At 56.8% G+C, this 18,820-nt stretch carries 13 protein-coding genes; 7 read left to right on the plus strand and 6 right to left on the minus strand.

Going from position 1 to position 18,820, the window contains the following annotated elements:
* Positions 1-60: 60 nt before the first annotated feature.
* The gene (locus KP703_RS05585) at positions 61-2,589 is read left to right on the plus strand and encodes a TonB-dependent receptor domain-containing protein (RefSeq protein ID WP_215754067.1); all 2,529 of its coding nucleotides are present in this window, start codon (positions 61-63) and stop codon (positions 2,587-2,589) included.
* A 62-nt stretch (positions 2,590-2,651) separates the two neighbouring features.
* On the plus strand, positions 2,652-4,577 hold the full coding sequence (locus KP703_RS05590) for a CocE/NonD family hydrolase (RefSeq protein ID WP_215754068.1): 1,926 nt from the start codon (positions 2,652-2,654) through the stop codon (positions 4,575-4,577).
* Between the two features lie 17 nt (positions 4,578-4,594).
* Here the strand turns inward: KP703_RS05590 and KP703_RS05595 are convergent, their stop codons facing one another.
* Complete coding sequence (locus KP703_RS05595; RefSeq protein ID WP_252353862.1) at positions 4,595-5,329, minus strand: M15 family metallopeptidase; 735 nt, start codon at positions 5,327-5,329, stop codon at positions 4,595-4,597.
* A 94-nt stretch (positions 5,330-5,423) separates the two neighbouring features.
* Entirely contained in the window at positions 5,424-6,062 is a 639-nt protein-coding gene (locus KP703_RS05600) for a DUF1826 domain-containing protein (RefSeq protein ID WP_215754069.1), read from the minus strand.
* A 79-nt stretch (positions 6,063-6,141) separates the two neighbouring features.
* On the opposite strand from KP703_RS05600, the gene zigA reads away from it, so the two are divergent.
* A complete protein-coding gene (zigA, locus tag KP703_RS05605; RefSeq protein ID WP_215754070.1) occupies positions 6,142-7,371 on the plus strand; it encodes a zinc metallochaperone GTPase ZigA in 1,230 nt (409 codons plus the stop codon).
* A complete protein-coding gene (locus KP703_RS05610; protein ID WP_062143019.1) occupies positions 7,364-7,711 on the plus strand; it encodes a DUF6525 family protein in 348 nt (115 codons plus the stop codon). The genes zigA and KP703_RS05610 overlap by 8 nt, the downstream gene beginning before the upstream one ends.
* On the opposite strand, the gene KP703_RS05615 is transcribed toward KP703_RS05610, so the two are convergent.
* The 3 genes from KP703_RS05615 to KP703_RS05625 are packed head-to-tail and all read right to left on the minus strand — an operon-like array spanning position 7,696 to position 10,891.
* Positions 7,696-8,835 carry an acetoin dehydrogenase dihydrolipoyllysine-residue acetyltransferase subunit gene (locus KP703_RS05615; RefSeq protein WP_062143016.1) on the minus strand — a complete coding sequence of 380 codons (1,140 nt, stop codon included), beginning with the start codon at positions 8,833-8,835 and terminating at the stop codon, positions 7,696-7,698. The two genes, KP703_RS05610 and KP703_RS05615, sit on opposite strands and share 16 nt — an antisense overlap.
* A 3-nt stretch (positions 8,836-8,838) precedes the next feature.
* Positions 8,839-9,867, minus strand: a complete 1,029-nt coding sequence (locus KP703_RS05620; protein ID WP_062143013.1) for an alpha-ketoacid dehydrogenase subunit beta — start codon at positions 9,865-9,867, stop codon at positions 8,839-8,841.
* Between the two features lie 58 nt (positions 9,868-9,925).
* Complete coding sequence (locus tag KP703_RS05625) at positions 9,926-10,891, minus strand: thiamine pyrophosphate-dependent dehydrogenase E1 component subunit alpha (protein WP_215754071.1); 966 nt, start codon at positions 10,889-10,891, stop codon at positions 9,926-9,928.
* A 432-nt stretch (positions 10,892-11,323) separates the two neighbouring features.
* On the opposite strand from KP703_RS05625, the gene KP703_RS05630 reads away from it, so the two are divergent.
* Both KP703_RS05630 and KP703_RS05635 read left to right on the plus strand, forming a co-directional pair.
* Positions 11,324-12,553 carry a putative DNA modification/repair radical SAM protein gene (locus KP703_RS05630; RefSeq protein WP_215754099.1) on the plus strand — a complete coding sequence of 410 codons (1,230 nt, stop codon included), beginning with the start codon at positions 11,324-11,326 and terminating at the stop codon, positions 12,551-12,553.
* A gap of 16 nt (positions 12,554-12,569) precedes the next feature.
* Complete coding sequence (locus KP703_RS05635) at positions 12,570-13,445, plus strand: TIGR03915 family putative DNA repair protein (RefSeq protein WP_215754072.1); 876 nt, start codon at positions 12,570-12,572, stop codon at positions 13,443-13,445.
* A gap of 12 nt (positions 13,446-13,457) precedes the next feature.
* Here KP703_RS05635 and proP read toward each other — a convergent pair whose 3' ends face one another.
* Positions 13,458-14,912: a glycine betaine/L-proline transporter ProP gene (gene proP, locus KP703_RS05640; RefSeq protein WP_062143005.1), complete on the minus strand. Its 1,455-nt coding sequence runs from the start codon at positions 14,910-14,912 to the stop codon at positions 13,458-13,460.
* A gap of 549 nt (positions 14,913-15,461) precedes the next feature.
* Here proP and KP703_RS05645 point away from each other — a divergent pair.
* The gene (locus KP703_RS05645; protein ID WP_215754073.1) at positions 15,462-18,764 is read left to right on the plus strand and encodes a TonB-dependent receptor domain-containing protein; all 3,303 of its coding nucleotides are present in this window, start codon (positions 15,462-15,464) and stop codon (positions 18,762-18,764) included.
* Positions 18,765-18,820: the final 56 nt, after the last annotated feature.

Raw genomic sequence — 18,820 nt, forward strand, 5'->3', positions numbered from 1 at the left:
GACAACCGGCCCACTGCGCACTGATCAGAACAGAGACAGACCACGGAGCAGGGATTGACGATGGGCAAGCGTAACAAGGTTGTAAAAGAACGATATAGCAAGTCACTTTTGCTCTTTGGTACTGCTCTGGCAGGTCTGCTTTTTGATACAACTGCTGGCGCAGCCACGCCGTCCGCCGCTGGCACGAGCCCCAAAAAGCGCTCATCGCACACGGTTGCGGCCCACACACCGCCTGCTTCTGTTTCTGCACGAAAAGACCATACCGCGCCGCGCAAAAAGCGCAGCACAGGCCCTCTGGTCAGCAAAGATAGTGAGGAAGTCAACGTCAGCACGCACCGTGTTGCCAGTCATGGCGCAGAGGTCACCGTGAGCCGTAAGGTCATGGACCGGTTTGTTGCGGGCACCAACCCGATGCAGATCCTTGCCCAGACCACCCCGGGGGCCAACTTTACCTCCACAGATGCCTTTGGCCTTGATACCTACGCAAACACGTTTTACCTGCGCGGCTTTACGCAAATGCAGATTGGCGCAACCCTTGATGGCATGCCCTTAGGCACACAGGGTTTTATTAACGATAATGGTGTCTCCATCACACAGGCCATGATTCAGGATGACATTGGCGGCATGTCCATGTCTCAGGGGGCTGGCGCGCTGGACTCCTTCTCCGCCCAGAACCTTGGCGGGGCCATGACCTATACGTCCTCCGACCCCAAGGATAAGGCTGGCGGCAAAGTCAGCCAGACATTTGGCAGCTTCAATGCCTTCCGCACCTATGGTCGCGTTGATAGTGGCATCCTGAATTCCACCGGCACAAAATTCTATGCATCCTTTGCCCGCACCAAATCAGATTTGTGGAAAGGCCAAGGGTATCAGAGCGAATTGCAGGCCAATGCAAAAGTCGTGCAGCCTCTTGGGGACCGTGGCAAGATTACCGCCTTTTTTGGCTACGGTAATTTTACACAGGGCAATTACCTGTCCATGACCAAAAACATGTGGGAAAAGATGGGGCGTGATTCAACCTATCTGAAGCCCGATTACGAAAAAGCAAAACAGTGGGCTTATTATGCTCAATATACATCTGAGGTGCCACCGGGTTACGCAGGCGTCCTCTCCAATGATGAAATTGGCGACTACGCGTGGGATGCCGCCCAGTTACAGAGAAGCTACCTCTCCTCTGTCAACATGCACTACGACCTGTTTAAAAATGTGAAGTCTGACACGGTCGCTTACGGTAACGTCAACAGTGCCATCTATGGGGGCACCAACAACTTTGTCACCTCGCCAAGCTATGGCACGCCAAGCCTGAACGCAGATGGCAGCGTGTCCGGCGTCCCCATGGCGCTCGGCATGTCGCATGCGGCCATGCGCCGTCTGGGCTTTACGCAAAAATTCACCATTGAAGCCCCGCACCACAATAAAATTGAAACCGGTATCTGGTATGAAAACAACCAGTGGATTTATAATCAGAGACTTTATGAAGATGGCCTGACCTCTGCCCATAACTGGCTGTCTGACTTCAAGAGTGGCACAGGCCACACCTGGTTTGAGAACACCTTCAACACCAACACGTTCCAGTTCTTCCTGCAGGATCGCTGGACCATTACCCCTGGCATGACCTTTCTTGCTGGCTTTAAATCCCTGACCCAGACCACACACGGCGGCACAAAAGCCGATTATACCGATCAGCTGGCGGCTGAAGGCTGGAATACATATTACCGGCACCCTGTTAACGGGTCACTCACAGCCTCTGCGGCGTTCCTGCCGCACTTCAATTTTGATTACCATTTCCTCAGCCATCATGAATTCTACTGGGATATTGCAGAAAACATGCGGGCCTATGACTATTTTGCCCAAACAGGCGGGGACAACGCCTGGGGTGGGCTGGGCAATGCCAGCCGCCCCGCGCAGGTTGTGTTTGATGAAAGTAAAAAGGTTCTACGCCCGGAGCGCACATGGAACTACGTTGTGGGCTACCGCTATGACTCCCGCTTTTTCTCAGCCTCTGCTGATTTCTACCATACGGACTATTACAACCGCCTTGCCTCAATCAGTGAAGGCAGCGCCAATAACACGAACAATGCCTATCTGAACGTGGGCCGGGAAACCATGAATGGGGCCGACGTTCTGGCCACCATCCGCCCCATAGAAGGGCTTGAAATTACCAACAGCTTCAGCTGGAACAATGCCGAATATCAAAGCCGCTCCATTAATTACAGCGGACAGAATTACAACATTCGCGGCAAGCATCAGGTTTACTACCCAAAGTTCATGTATAAAGCCAACCTGAACTACACTTACAAACGGGCCATGTTTAACTTCAACGTCAACTATATCGGCTCCCGCCCGATGACGTATATGAATGATCAGAGCATCCCGGCCTACTGGCTCGCCAACATGAATTTTGCCTATAATTTTGGAAAAATTGGCTTTGCCCAGAACATGAAAGCGACTTTCGGCATCACCAACCTGTTTGATAAAAATTATATTGGCGGCGTTTACGGCTCCGCTGCCGTCACCGGGGATGATAACGCCAACCTGTTTGTTGCGTCCCCGCGCCAGTTCTTTGGTACCGTATCGGCAGAATTCTAAGGTTCATCACCCGGCAAAAGCCGGATCCATAGACGACACGGTTGTTTATACTCAGGGGTTCCATGTTCAAAAATATTCTTCTGCTGCTCTGCATGACTGCGCTTTCAACACCCGCCTTCGCGCAGGATCATGCAGCGCAAAATGCTGATATCGCCCCTGATATGCCTGCAAAATTTACTGTGAATACAGACAAGTTTGACTTCATCCGCCGGGATGTGATGATCCCCATGCGTGATGGCGCCAAACTGCATACCGTCATCCTTATCCCCAAATCCGCCCATAACGCCCCTATCCTGCTGACCCGCACCCCGTATAACGCCCAGCACATGACGTCTCAGGCAGAGAGCGGCACCATGCGCTCTGTGTTGCAGGGCTATGACAACATGCCGGACGTGATCGCGGATGGCGGCTATATTCGCGTAGTGCAGGATGTGCGTGGCAAATATGGCTCAGAGGGGCAGTATGTGATGAACCGTCCCCTCCGCGGGGCGCTGAACCACACAAAAGTCGACCATAGCACCGACACCTGGGACACCATTGAATGGCTGGTCCACAACCTGCCGCAAAGCAACGGCAAGGTCGGCATTATCGGCGTCTCTTACGACGGCTATACCTCCCTCACCGCCCTGATTAACCCCCACCCGGCCCTGAAGGTTTCCGTCCCCATGAACCCGATGGTGGATAGCTGGATGGGCGATGACTGGTTCCATAACGGAGCCTTCCGTGAAGAAATGCTGTCCTACATTTACAATCAGGATGCCACGGCGAAAAAAACGGCCATCTGGTGGGGCAACCAGTATGACAATTATGATCTTTTCCTGAATTCCGTTTCCGCCGGCGCGCTGGGGAAAGAACGTGGCATGGAGCAGATCGGCTTTTTCCGGCAGCTTCTGGCCCACCCGGCATATGATAGCTGGTGGCAGCAGCAGGCGATGGACCATGTGCTTGCGGACCTGCCGCTGAAAGTGCCAACGCTCCTCGTGCATAGCCTGTGGGATCAGGAAGATAATTACGGGGCCATCGCCCTTTACTATGCGCTTAAACAGAAGCAGGCAGACCAGCCAAACCTGTGGCTGGCGATGGGGCCGTGGAACCACGGCGGCGAGATCAAAGAAGCCAGCACGCTTGGCCCCATCAAACTTCCTTCCGATACCGGCCTGTATTTCCGCAAAAAAATTCTTGAACCCTTTCTGGCCCATTATCTGAAAGATGACGCCGTCCCGCTGCCGCAGCGCGTCTCCGCCTATCGCAGTGGCTCTGATGACTGGGAAACCAGAGAGGCCCTCCCCGCGCGGGATTGCACAACCGGCTGCACCACTCTGCATCTTACGGCCAAATATCAGCTTGCTGTAAACGGCTCGACCGAGACGTCCGGCTCTGTCAGTTATCTGTCTGACCCGGCACATCCGGTGCCGTATGTGCAGCGTCCGGTCATTACCCGAGGGGCCGCAAATTCCGCATGGGATAACTGGCTTTCAACAGACCAGCGCAATGCGGCGTCCCGCCCGGATGTGGCAACCTTTACCTCCCCCGTGCTGACGCAGCCGGTGGCACTCGACGGCCAGCCGCTTGTGCATCTGACCGCGACAACAAGTGGCACGGATGGCGATTTTGTTGTGAAACTGATTGATGTCTACCCGGATGAAGTGCCCGAACAGCGGGAACTGGGCGGCTATCAGCTTATGGTCAGCAGTGACATTCTGCGCGGGCGGTACCGTAAAAGCTTTGAACACCCCGAGGCTATTCCGGCTAATCAGGCCCAGCTTTACCAGTTCCGGCTGCCGATCATGAACCACACCTTCCTGCCCGGCCACCGCATTATGGTGCAGGTGCAGTCAAGCTGGTTCCCGCTGTATGACCGCAACCCGCAAACCTATGTCAGCTCCATCTTCACCGCGCCGCCGGAAGCCTATAAGCCCGCCACCATTACCATTGATACGGCAAAAAGCTGGCTTACGGTGCATACGGCAGACGCCGCCACACCGTAACGCTCGGCTAAAACCGGCTATTTAATGTCTTCAAATCGGATGTTCTGCACAGGGTATTTGTTCCAGTCCCGGTAATCAAAATGCCACCACTCAGCGGGGAGCTGTATAAAGCCTTCCTGCTGCATGGCGTCCCGCAGCAGATCCCGCGCCTTTTTCTGCTCTTCCGGCGCGTCCGGATAGTTGGAATAGGCACGGGGCGTCATTTCATCAAACCCGCTGGGCATGATCACCTGCTGCCCGGTTTTCAGGTCATATAAGGTCAGATCCACCGCACAGCCCCGGTTATGTCTGGACCCATGTGCGGGGTTGGCGACAAACTGGTGTTTGTCCGCAGGCGTTGCGTCCCAAAACAGTTTGGTAATAAACCACGGGCGATAGGCATCAAAAATTAAAAGCCCATAACCTTTTGTTTTTAAATATTCCGAGGCTCTGGCGAGCGCTTCCGCCGCAGGTTTTTCCAAAAAGGCGTGGGATGAGGAATAAACCGGCGTGCTGAGAAAATTCTCTGTCGTGGCATAGCGGATATCGAATTTGAAATCCGGCGTGAGTGTTGCAAGATCAACCAGATCCGGCGCACGCACTATCTTATCCTGCGCCGGGGGTGAGGCCGCAAGCGCCTCCCGCATTAAAACCTCAAGGGGTTTAACCGGCGTAATCCGAAAGACCATCGCAGCCTTGTCCTCCTGCGCACCCCAGGCGACTGGAGGGTGCATGACCAGAACCGCAAGAAAGAAGAGCTTTGATTTCTGCATGGCCGTTTCTTCAAGGGTTCATGATGAAAAACAAACTCTACCTTTTCACGCCGTTGAACGGAAGCTCTCACACTCCTTTCCCGCACGCGCACGCCTAAGAGTGCGCCACTTCCTTCCGCACGATCCGCCGCTGATCGTCTGACATCCCGCAGGCCTGTGGGGCATCCAGCGTCAGCAACAGGCGTGTGACGGGTTTTGCCAGCGCAGAAAGCGGTGGCGAACGATGCTGCACCGCCCCCTCCGGCTGCCAGCCCGGATAACAACCGCCCTTAAGTAACGCCACAGCGCCTGCCTCCGCCTGATACACCGCGGCCTCTTCCCCCAGATCCGCCACACGCCACTGCACCCCCGGCCCTACATAGGTGCACAGCAGACGCAGCACGACATGATCCACATGGAAGCGACGACAACTATCATGCGTAATCCGCTCCAGCCGGAAGCGCACGGCGTCCATCCCTGTCGCCGCGCAATAGCCGTCCACCAGCCCCAGCGCATCCTCCAGCAAGGCCCGTGTGGCCGGCGTAAAAACCGGCGCAAGTTCCTGCGCCAGCTCGTCCGGGGTGCCTGCTGTCAGGATCAGGGAAGGCCCCTCTTCAAGATAGGTCTGCGCCGCGTTTTCCAGATCCTGCCCCAGAGCACGGTCTGCGACCGCGATATGGCATGTGGGTTGCTCAATGGCCTGAAACGCAGCGTCTGGCGTGGGATAATGGAAGGATAAGGGCGTGTGCGGCATGGGGTTTCGCTTTATCGTGACGTTATGATATAACGTATCATATACGACATCGGAACCGCAATCCGAAGGAAAGAGCACCATGCCAAACCGGCTTCCTGTTACCGTTCTCTCCGGCTTTCTGGGAGCCGGAAAAACCACGGTCCTCAACCATATTCTGAACAATCGTGAAGGCCGCCGCGTGGCCGTGATTGTGAATGATATGAGCGACGTGAATATTGATGCCGATCTGGTGCGTGAGGGCTCGGACCTCTCCCGCACGGATGAAAAGCTGGTGGAAATGAGCAACGGCTGCATCTGCTGCACCCTGCGCGATGACCTGCTGACAGAAGTGCGTCGGCTGGCGGATGAAGGCCGGTTTGATTATCTGCTGATTGAATCCACCGGCATTGCGGAACCGCTGCCCGTCGCCGCCACGTTCTCCTTCCGGGATGAGGACGACCAGAGCCTGCTGGATATTGCCCGGCTGGATACGATGGTCACTGTGGTAGATGCGGTTAATCTGCTCAAGGATTACGCCTCCACCGACTTTCTGAAAGACCGGGGCGAGACCGCAGGGGATGCGGATGACCGCGCACTGGTGGACCTGCTGGTGGAGCAGATCGAGTTTGCGGATGTTGTCATTCTCAACAAGGTGTCCACCGCCACGCCGGAGCAGCGGGACGCCGCAAAACAGATTATCCGCGCCCTGAATCCGGATGCCGATCTGATTGAAACCGATATGGGCATCGTGCCGCTGGACCGCGTGCTGAACACCCACCGGTTTGACCATGACAAAGCCGAACAACACCCGCTCTGGTACAAAGAGCTTTATGGTGCCGCCGAGCATGTGCCGGAAACGGAAGAATACGGCATCAGCAGCTTTGTCTATCGCGCGCGCCGCCCGTTTATTCCTGAAAAATTCAAGGCCTTTATTGATACCTCATGGCCCGGCGTGGTGCGCGCCAAAGGGCATTTCTGGCTGGCAACACGCCCGGAATGGGTGGGCGAACTCGGGCAGGCTGGCGCACTGGTCCGCACGCAGGCCATGGGCCTGTGGTGGTGCGTGATCCCCACCCAGCACTGGCCGGAGGATGACGACTGGAAGGCGATGCTGGTAGGCAAATGGGACCCGGTTTACGGGGACCGCAGGCAGGAAATTGTCTTTATCGGCACGCCGGAAATGGATGAACCCGCCCTCCGCGCCGCTCTGGATGCCTGCCTTGCCCCGCAGGATACCGGGCGCTTTCAGCCAGAACTGTACGCCAACCTGCCAGACCCCTTCCCCGTATGGCGGCACCGCCAGCCGGAGGAGGAAGACGCCTATGCCTAAGGCCGAAACCTCTAACGAGCGCACGTTGCGGCATGACATGTGGCGGCGTTATACGGGGGATGACTGGCAGGCGTTTGACCAGCTGCCCTCTTTAGTCCGCCAGCGCGTGGCGGAACACGCGTATGATGCGTGGTCCGTTAACGTGCTGATTTTGTGGAAGCACTACAAGCGCACCTATGGCAACACGCTCCGCGGCCAGCGCGCGTTAATCCGCTATCTGGATTATTGCGAACGGCTGGAGCGGGAAGCCTTTGCCACCCACTACGCAGATCAGTACGGCACCCTGCTCCCGCATGATGCCGCACATGTCAGTATTCTGAGAGGTCAGGCCGTTACCTGAGCCTTCTCTAAAAACGCCTCAACCAGCCTGTTGAATTCAACAGTTTTTTCAAGCTGCGGCATGTGGCCCACCTGCGGCAGAAGATGCTTCACCACATGGTCGGGAGCATTTTTTGCCCCGGCCACCGGCAGGACTTCATCTGCCTCACCCCAGAAGAGGGTGACAGGAATACGGGCCGCATCCAGCACCGGGCGCAGGTCAATCGACTGCTGCCCGTTGGCAAAACAGGCGGCCTCAATGGTGCGCAGAGCCTCCCGCGCGCCATCCAGACGGCGGACGCGCAACACGTTATCCGCCATTCTGCGGCCAACCAGAGATTTGTCATGCACCAGAACCTGCAAGGCTTTTTGCATATCGCGCGTGCGGTCGGCTTCCACCATCTCCCGCAGGCTTTCCGCATTCACCTCGCGCTCCATGCCGGCAGGCGCAACCAGGGTAAGCGTCAGCACGGCGTCCGGGTAATCCCGCAGCAGAGCCAGCGCAATCGCCCCGCCCAGTGAGTGGCCCAGAATGTGCGCTTTTGGAATATCCAGCGCCTTCAGCAGTTCATACGCCGCCTCAGCCAGAACCGTAACAGACCCGTCGCCCACATCCTTGGACGATGCCCCATGCCCCGGCAGGTCAAACGCAATCACACGCTGATGGCGGGCCAGAACATCCTGATTCAGCATCCAGTTGCTCAGATCACCACCAAACCCGTGGATCAGCAGGACAGGCGCGCCGTCGCCCCGCCCGACATCACGCACATTCAGGCTATGCTCACCGACCGTAATCACACGCGGTTCCGCATTGGCGGCCTCGGCCTCTTCCCCGCCTTCTTCGTCAGTGTCGGCCTTGAAACTGGCAATAAACGCGTCAATCTCTTCGTCTGAGGCCTCCGCATCCGCCACCACCCCCAGCAGAGCGCCAACCGGCAGCGTCTCACCCGCCTGCGCAACCTGTTTGCGCAAAATACCGGAGGCCGGGCTTTCATACCCGCTGGTGATTTTGCTGGTTTCAATATCCGCCACTTCATCCCCTTCCCGCACGGTATCACCGGGGGAGAGGGTCCAGGAGGCAAGCTTGCCTTCCGTCATGGCCAGACCGAATTTGGGCATCGTCAGGGCTGTCAGGATCTTTGTCATTGTTCAGGCAACCTCACGCGTTTTCTGCATCATGACGGCTTTAACCGCCGCTTCAATTTTATCCGCATTGGGCATATAGAGGTTTTCCAGCGGGGTGGAGAACGGCACCGGTGTATGCGGCGGGACCACGCGGCGGATGGGAGCCTTCAGCGCGCCAAAAGCCTGCTCGGCCACAAGGGCGGAAATATCGCACGCCATGTTACAGCGCGGGCTGGATTCATCCACAATCACCAGACGGCCCGTATCTTCCACACATTCCAGAATGGTCTGCTCATCCAGCGGGAACATGGTGCGTGGATCCAGCACGGTACAGGAAATGCCCTGTTTTGCCAGACGGTCTGCGGCCTCGTTCGCCATACCCACCATGCGACCAATGGCGACAATGGTCACATCATCACCTTCACGCGTCAGGTTGGCTTCCCCAAACGGGATGGTATAGGCCTCGTCCGGCACTTCCTCGACGTCATCATACATGACCTTGTTTTCAAGGAAGATCACCGGGTCATCATCACGGATCGCTTCAATCAGCAGGCCTTTGGCTTCATAAGGAGAAGACGGCACCACAACCTTCAGCCCCGGAATATGGGTAAAGAGCGGATACAGCGCCTGACTATGCTGTGCGGCTGCATTAAACCCGGCCCCGTACATGGCACGAATGACCAGCGGTGTGCGCGCCTTGCCGCCAAACATGTAGCGGAATTTGGCAGCCTGATTCATGATCTGGTCGAGACAACAGCCGACAAAATCAACAAACATCAGTTCCGCCACCGGGCGCAGGCCGGTCGCCGCAGCACCCGCCGCCGCCCCGATATAGGAAGCTTCGGAAATCGGGGTGTCCAGCACACGGCTTTCCCCAAACTCGGTCAGCAGGCCTTTGGTGACACCCAGCACGCCGCCCCAGGCATCTTTCACGCCAGAGGAGCCGCCCTGCCCCCCGGCCACATCTTCACCCATCAGCACAACCGTGGGGTCACGCCGCATTTCCTGACGCAGGGCTTCATTAATCGCCTGACGAAAGCTCTTTTTGCTCATTGGTCTTTCCCCAAATACGTTGAGGGCAACAGGCGACATGCCCTCGCCCGAAATCCCATCAGATTTTGACGTAAACATCCGCCATCAGATCTGCATCTTCCGGCCAGGGAGCCTGTTTGGCGGCCTGCACGGCGCTCTCAACTTCGTCCGCCACGGCGGCATCAATGTCATCCAGCGCGCTGAGGTCCAGCAGCTTTTCCTGCGTGGCCCGTTCACGGAAGCTTTCAAGGCAGTCATGGTTTTTCTTGGCATCGGCCACTTCATTGGAGGCGCGATAGCTCATGGCGTCCCCTTCAAAGTGCCCATACCAGCGCTCCAGATGCACATGCAGCATGACCGGGCCTTTGCCGGAGCGGGCGTGGTCAATGGCATCACGCGCCGCGTCATGCACGGCGAAGAAGTCCGAACCATCACATTCCATATACGGCATGCCAAACCCGGCGGCGCGGTCCTTCTGGGTGCCCGCACAGGCGTAGGAAGACCCGGTGGCCTCGCCATAGCCATTATCTTCCACCACAAATACGGCCGGCAGATGCCAGGCAGATGCCAGATTAAGGCTTTCCAGCGTGGTGCCTTCATTCGAAGCACCATCACCATAAAAAGCCACGGCCACACCGTTATCTTTCAGAACCTTATGAGACAGCGCCGCTCCGCAGATCAGCGGCGGTCCACCGCCCACAATCCCATTGGCGCCCAGCATGCCTTTGGAAAGGTCGGCAATATGCATGGAACCGCCCTTCCCCCGGCAGACGCCGGTTTTGCGGCCATAAATTTCAGCCATCATGCCGCCCACATCCACGCCCTTGGCAATGCAATGGCCGTGGCCACGATGGGTGCTGGCAATGGTGTCCTGCTCCGTCAGATTGGCGCAGACCCCAACGGCGGAGGCTTCCTCCCCGCAATAGAGATGCACAAAGCCCGGGATTTCCCCGGTCGCAAATTCACGATGCAGGCGTTCTTCAAACACCCGGATGGTGCGCATGGCACGGTAGGACCGAAGCAGGGTCTCTCTGGAAATCTGCATAGACCACGTCCTTTTTTCTTTCTTGTGTGGCTGACCGAGGAAAGCTCCTCCCCAAACGCTTGCGTGCCATGCCCCGTTGCCGGCTGGCTCGGCAAAATAATACACCGCACGCATATGTGAATTTCTGTTTTGGTAACAAACCGCAGTCTTCCGCCCTTTTGCCTGACCGCCCTCCCCGGCCCTGACGCCAGCACTTTGCCCGCTCCCACGAATGGGCACGAAAGCTCTCTTTCGGCGTTCCCCTTCCGTGCTCCCCCCGGAGTCCCGCAACCCGCTCTCAGGGCAGAATCCCCTCCGCGAACTTCACCACATCGTCTGGCTTTCCGTTTTCCGTTGCCCTTTGCAGCAGAAAACCAGACGCGCCCCCTCCCCTTCGGCACCGCCGCGAGAGATCTCTTGCAATGCCCCGAACAAGAACATAACATGAACACCATGAAGCAAAGCTTGTCTGACCGTCTGGCCCTGCTCTCCGATGCCGCCAAATATGATGCCTCCTGCTCCTCCAGCGGCGCAGGCAAACGGGATTCTGCGGCCAGCAAAGGGCTGGGGTCCGTCAGCAACGGCATCTGCCATGCCTTCACGCCAGATGGCCGATGCATTTCCCTGCTGAAAATCCTGCTGACCAACTTCTGCATTTATGACTGCGCGTATTGCATCAATCGTTCCTCCTCCAACGTGCCGCGCGCGCGGTTCACGCCCGATGAGGTCATCTGGCTGACGCTGGAATTTTACCGCCGGAACTATATTGAGGGGCTGTTCCTCTCGTCTGGCATCATCCGCACGTCAGATGACACTATGAGCCAGATGGTGCGGGTGGCGCGGGAGTTGCGGCAGACGCACAAGTTCCGTGGCTATATCCACCTCAAAACCATTCCCAACGCTTCCCCCGCCTTGCTGGCGGAAGCCGGGCTGTATGCAGACCGGCTTTCCATCAATGTGGAAATGCCGACCGAGCACGGGCTGGCGGACTACGCCCCGCAAAAACATGCGTCAGAAATCCGCCACTCCATGGGCGAGATGCGCACGCATATCGACGCCGCAAAAGACCGCACCCTCACGGGCCGCAAAGCCCCGCGCTTTGCCCCGGGTGGCCAGAGCACGCAGATGATTGTCGGGGCTGATCAGGCAACGGACCGGGATATTCTCTCCAGCAGTTCCTCGCTTTACACGGGTTACAGGCTGCGGCGCGTCTATTACTCGGCGTTCAGCCCGATCCCCGATGCCTCGGCCATTCTGCCCGTCAAAGCCCCGCCGTTGTTGCGCGAGCATCGGTTGTATCAGGCCGACTGGCTTTTCCGCTTTTACGGCTTCCAGTTTTCTGAAATCACGGCAAGCCGCCCCGATGGCATGCTGGACCTTGAGCTGGACCCCAAGCTGGCCTGGGCGCTGGCAAACCGCGCGATGTTCCCCATCGACCTCAACCGCGCGCCGAAGGAAATGTTGCTTCGGGTGCCGGGCTTAGGCGTGCGTTCCGTGCAGGCCATTGTCGCCGCGCGCCGCCACCGGCAGTTGCGGCTGGAAGACCTCGCAAAGCTGAAAGTCTCCATCCGCAAGGTCAAACCTTTCCTCTACGCCACTGGCTGGTCCCCCGGCAGGCTGGCGGAACAGCAGAACCTCCGGCAGCTTTTTGTGCCGCAACCTCAGCAACTTGCTCTTTTCTGAAACGCGTTTTCTGATCATGGCCTACGGTTTTATCCTCGACGACCACACCTCTTTTTCCGCATGGCGGCCGCTGGCGCGCCAGTGCTTTCTGGCCGACCGTGCCCCGGAAGAAATTGAATGGCGCTGTGCCTCGGCAGAAACCACGCTGTTTGATACGCCGCTGGTCGCCCCCACGCCCAAAAATGGGGCACAGCCGCCTGTTTTGCGGAGCAAGTGCCTCGCTCTGCTGCGCTCCATTCTGCGCCATGCAGACCAGACGCGGTTTGCCCTCGCCTACCGCATTCTCTGGCGCGCGCAGACGGAACCGGCCCTCGCCAGCATCGCCACAGACCCGGACATTGCCCGCGCGTTGCACATGCACAAACAGGTGCGGGAAGATACGCATAAAATGACGGCCTATGTGCGCTTCCGTGAACATGGCGAGGCACAGAACGGCCGACGATCCTTTTACGCATGGTTTGAGCCGGACCATTATGTGTTGCCCAGCGTGGCCCCGTTTTTTTCAAAGCGATTTGTGGATATGGACTGGGTGATCCTCACCCCCAAAGGCTCTCTCGCATGGAATGGCGAGACCTGTGCCTTCAGCCCCACGCCCTGCGCCAAACCCAAATTGTCAGATGATATCGACCAGCTCTGGCAGACCTATTACGTCTCAACCTTCAACCCGGCCCGCATCAAGACCAAAGCCATGCTGTCTGAAATGCCACGCAAATACTGGAAAAACCTGCCGGAAACGCAGCTTATTCCGCAAATGCTGGCCGATGCACCGGCCCGCGTTGCCGCCATGGCCGCGCAACAACCCCGCCCGGCTCCGGCGTTTCACCACAAATTGCAGGAACGCCTGGCCTCTGCCGAGGGCCCTCCCCCGCGACGCCTTCACCGCGAGGGATAAGGATCGTCCGCCTCAGGGTACAGATGGCGGCGTGGGGTCTACTGTCAGGCGTTGCTTGCCGTTCATCAGCCGTTCGGCCTCATCATCACTGCCCACAGCGGGCGGTGAGCCGCGCAGCGGCAGGCGGGCCGTTTCCCGCACCGTCAGCATAGTGAGCGCGCCAATGAGTGCGGCCCCCATCAGATACCATGCGGGCATATCCAGCATGCCGGTCCGCTTCACCAGCCAGGCCGTCACCAGCGGTGTGGTGCCGCCAAACAGGGAAACCGAGACGTTAAACGCCACTGAAAGCGCTGTGTAGCGCACCGGCGTGTAAAACAGAGCCGGCAGTGTGGAGGGCATGGAACTGGTAAAACAGACCAGCGCCAGCCCCAGCAGCATCAGGCCACCAAAAATCTCGATGTCATTCCCACTGCGGATAAGGTGCAGGCTCGGAATAGCCAGTACCACCAGCGCCACACACGCACTGATGACCATCGGGCGACGGCCCAGACGGTCACTGAAATAGCCACCCAGAACATTCAGCGGCATCATCAGCACCATCACCAGAATGATGAGCAGTAGCCCCTTGCTTTCAGGGTAGTTGAGCGTGACCGTCATATAGCTGGGGATGTAGGTGAGCAGCATATAATCGGTCACGTTGAAGACCAGCACCAGCCCGATACATTTGAGCAACTGCCGCCAGTGGACCGTCAGCAGGTCGCGCCAGCCCGGCTTTTCATGCTCGCGCTTTTCGGCTTCTGCGGCATAGGCCTGAAAGGCTGGGGTTTCTTCCAGCCGGGTCCGCATATAGAGGCCAATCAAGCCCAGCGGTCCGGCAATCAGGAACGGGATGCGCCAGCCCCAGCTGACCATATCGGCGTCACTCAGCGAGAACTGGAGCGTCATCACTGCCCCGGCCCCGGCAATGTAGCCCGCCAATGTCCCGAACTCGAGCCAGCTGCCCATCAGGCCGCGATTTCGGTCCGTGGAATATTCGGCAATAAACGTCGCGGCTCCCCCATATTCCCCGCCGGTGGAAAAGCCCTGCACCAGACGCGCCAGCAGCAGCAGGATGGGCGACCACACGCCAATATGCCCATAAGACGGAATCAGGCCGATGCAGAACGTGCCCAGCGCCATCATGATCATGGTGACAGCCAGCAGTTTCTGCCGTCCGTACCGGTCCCCCATCGGGCCGAATACCGCGCCGCCAATGGGGCGGACCAGAAAGGCCACCGTGAACGTCGCGAAGGTGGCAATCAGCTGGAGGGTCGGGTCTGATGAGGGGAAAAACACCTTCCCCAGCGTGACGGCAATATAACCGTACACACCAAAATCGAACCATTCCATCGCATTGCCCAGCGCCGCGGCCCCCACGGCCCGCTTGAGCATATCAGTATCGACAACCGTAATATCGTCGGTCGTCAGGTGTTTTCGGCGCTTGAACCAGCCGAAATGCGCGTGAGAGTCGTGCTGGTCGCTCATGAGAAACAAACCCCTCCGCCTGTTTGCAGGTCTTGTTTACGAGGGGATTTTAGGGTGAATCTGTCACTATCTTCCTGTGTCATGCCCACATGAATACACAGCCATGCGCGGCATGTCGAAAAATGGGATAAAATTCTCCGGATGTGCCGTCCGTTACCTCGGATGATAATGGCGAGACAGTGCACTGACGTAAGAACAATCATTTTCAGTTTATCGAAACGTGGTGCGATACGCCCGAATTGTTTCGATCCAGCACAAAATTCTTTAATGGTTCTGAATTTTTTATAGAACACGCAGAAATATTATCGTGGAGAGCCTCGGTTTCTCTTTGAAGAAATAACCAGCATGACCTGTCGTTCTTCGAGCTTTTCGACAAACGGATCCGCCAAACCCCGGTATCACCCTGAACCATAGGTTAACAGGTCAGAACGATTTGGAAATCGACAAAACCCCATTCAGAATGGAATCGTAACAAATATGCGGTGAAGTTGCTTGTATCGCGATGAAATCATCTGCGGTCACCCAGGGCGACATACGGAGGCTGGTTGAATGAGCACTGTTCTTCTATCTGTTCGGTATGATCAGAAGAAATCTAAACAATATCCGTCCAGACCAGCCTTGCGAAAGGTTCTGCTCATTGGTGCCGCAGTAACGTTTGCTGGCTGGAACAGCGATGGCGCGAAAGCCGCCACCACAGCAGCGTCACATAGTTCTGCCTCCCCGGCCAAAAGCAAGAAGAAGAAAACCACCGCCAAAAAGACCACCACCGCCGCATCGTCTTCTGCCACAACGCCATCGGCGGCCACTGCTGCGCCCACTGGAACCGCAGGCACGACACAGACAAGTGCCACAAGCGAGAAGACCGACACCATCCAGAAGATGTCCGCTGTCACGAAGAGCAGCAAAAGCGAAGATGTGACCGTTACGGGCACCCGTCTTTCCCAGACGCGCCTGAGTAACGTCATGGCCGGTAGCACGCTGGACGCCAAGCAGCTTGCGGCCCGGGGATACACCAACCTTGGCCTCGCCCTTTTGCGTGAAAACCCGGCGTTTTCCGTCCCGTCAAACAGCCCCGTCGGCAGTCAGGGCTCATGGGGGGCCGGGCAGACCTTCAGTGGTCTGCTCGCTTTGGGGGATCAGCGAACCCTTACGCTGATTGATGGCATGCGTATGGTTGGTGGCGCGACAGCCTCACTTTATGGCGCAGGCAGCGGGTCGCAGGTGGATGTGGGCACCATTCCGACGTCGTTGGTGAAAAAGATTGATACCCGTTACGGGGGCGCGGGTGCAGCATACGGTGCCGATGCCGTGGCCGGTGTCGTTAACTATCAGCTTGATGATCATTTCAAAGGGCTTGATTTCAACGCACAGGGAAACTGGACCCAGAAACTGGATGGCGGGCAGGAAAAGGTTTACCTGAAATACGGCACAAGCTTTGACCATGACAAAGGCGGCATCGTCTTTGACGTAGAATATCGTAACGCGGACGGCCTCGTTTACAATGATCGCGCCAAAAGCATCGGCAGTGAAGCACAGACCTATCTGTGGCCGGCGCTGACAAGCGATTCACCCTATTATTATGTCCTGACCCGCAACGAGCGTTTCAGCCAGCTGAGCGCAACCGGCATCCCGCTTATCAATGGCAACCTGAATCCTTCGTCTTTCGGCAAAGCGTCTGGTGGTATCGCCGCTGCGGGCGGGGGTGTTTTGCAGTTCAGCCCGAACGGGCAATCTCTTGTCCCCCTGACAGGCACCGTCACACGCAGTAATTATTACACCGCTGGCGGGAACGGTCTTTCCTTTGAAAATTATGACCAGCTTTATACGCCGCAGAATTCTCTGAATCTGACAACGCTGGGACATTATGACTTCACCCCGCACCTGCATGCCACATGGCAAGGCTGGTACCAGCGCGGGCAGGCAAAGAGCTCCGTTAATCAGGGCCTGTATTATTCTGCCACGTTTGAAGGCAGTCCGCTGACGCGTGCTAATTTTGATGCTGACCCGCAGAGTTACGTTAATGGCAATCTGGTTTTAAGCACGGCCAACCCGTATCTGACATCGGCAGAACGAAGCACCATCATCAATTCCCTTAAGGCTGCCGGCCAGCCGACGGATACGTTCTACCTCTCTCGCGCCAACCAGGATTTTGGGGAGGGTGCCTTTACCACCACAAACCAGATGTATCGCTTTCAGGGCGGTCTGAATGGTGATTTCGACGCCATAGGCCGCCATTTCGACTGGAGTGTTAAGAGCGAATATAGCGAGTATCTCAGCAACACCAAAACCCTGATGGTGGATACCAACAACCTGATTAACGCACTGGATGCCGTAACACTTCCTGATGGCTCCATTGGCTGCGCGCCGGGTTATACCAACTCCACAGCCCAGACCCGGAGCGAGACCTGCGCCCCCCTGAATGTCTTTGGGCGTGGTCAGGAAAGTCAGGCCGCACTCAAATACATTACGTCATGGGTTAACCCCAGCAACACCAATAAGCAGCTTGACGTTCAGGCTGAAATTCACAGCACCATTCTCAAACTGCCCGCAGGAGATGTGCGCTGGGATCTGGGTTACGAGCACCGCTGGGAATCTTATGACTTCAATGCAGGCAGCATCCTGAATGGTGAAGTGCTGTCTGATGGCAGCCGCCGCCAGTATGGTGACGAAATTCCTACCCCCAATACCAGCGGGGCTTACGGCACGCATGAAGTCTTTGGGGAACTCGATGTGCCAATCGTGTCCCCGGACATGCATGTGCCGGGGGCTTATCATATTTCAGCTACAGCCAATGGACGCTACATTAACAACAGCATGACCGGCAGCTACTGGACCTACATGTTTGGTGGCAGCTGGTGGCCCACCAGAGATTTTGGCTTTAGCGGAAATTATGCCCAGTCGGTTCGTAATCCGTCCGTCACGGAACTGTTCTCCCCCACCAGCCGCGTCAACAGCATGGCCAGTGACCCCTGTGCTCAGGAAGATATTGCCAACGGCCCCAACCCTGCCGTGCGTGCAGCTAACTGTGCCAAACAGGGTATTCCGAAAGGCTTTGTTTCGAATATCGTGAACTACGGTATTTACGGAACTGATGGCGGCAACGCGCATTTGCAGAACGAGGTTTCCCATAGCTATACGGGGACACTGCATTTCATGCCGCATTTCATTCAGGGTTTGCAGCTGGACGCCTCTTTTGTTGATGTCACCATCAGCAATGAAATCGAGGATCTGGGCATCAGCGACATCATGAGTGCCTGCTATGATTCCGCCTCGTTCCCCAACAAATATTGCAGCATGTTCTCACGTGACCCTGACACCCATCAGGTGACGGATTATCGGGAAGGCTTCGTGAATATTGCCAATCAGCATATGCAGGCTCTTGAAGCAAAGCTGAACTACTACATTCCGCTGTCCCGCTTTGGCGAACGGTTTGTGAACTGGGGTGCGTTTAACCTTGGCGTAAACTACAACCACTACGTCAAGAATACGCAGACATTCCTGGGCGCGACCTACCCTCAGGTTGGCAGCACCAGCTCCCCCAAAGATTCGTTTACCGCTAATCTGGATTATGTGCGTGGCCCGCTTTTTGTGCAGTGGCAGACCATCTATTACGGCCCGTCCAAATTTAACGTGACCGCCAGTGAATATGCAGAAACATTTAACAGCCGCCCGGACTTCTTTTACTTCAATACGACAATTGGCTACAAAATCACAAAAAATCTTAACTTCAACTTCATGATGAACAACGTTTTCAATGCACTTCCCAAAGGTGTGGGAACAGTGGGCCTGACACGCTATTACGATGTCATTCTTGGCCGTTCTTTCCAGGCCTCAATCGGTGTCCACTTCTGATGTGACAAGCATAGGGTATTCTTTCTAAGAGCCTATGCGGTACGTCGATCTGTCTA

Origin of the sequence: Acetobacter sp. P5B1 (assembly GCF_018811985.1) — a bacterium.
Classification (GTDB): domain Bacteria; phylum Pseudomonadota; class Alphaproteobacteria; order Acetobacterales; family Acetobacteraceae; genus Acetobacter; species Acetobacter cerevisiae.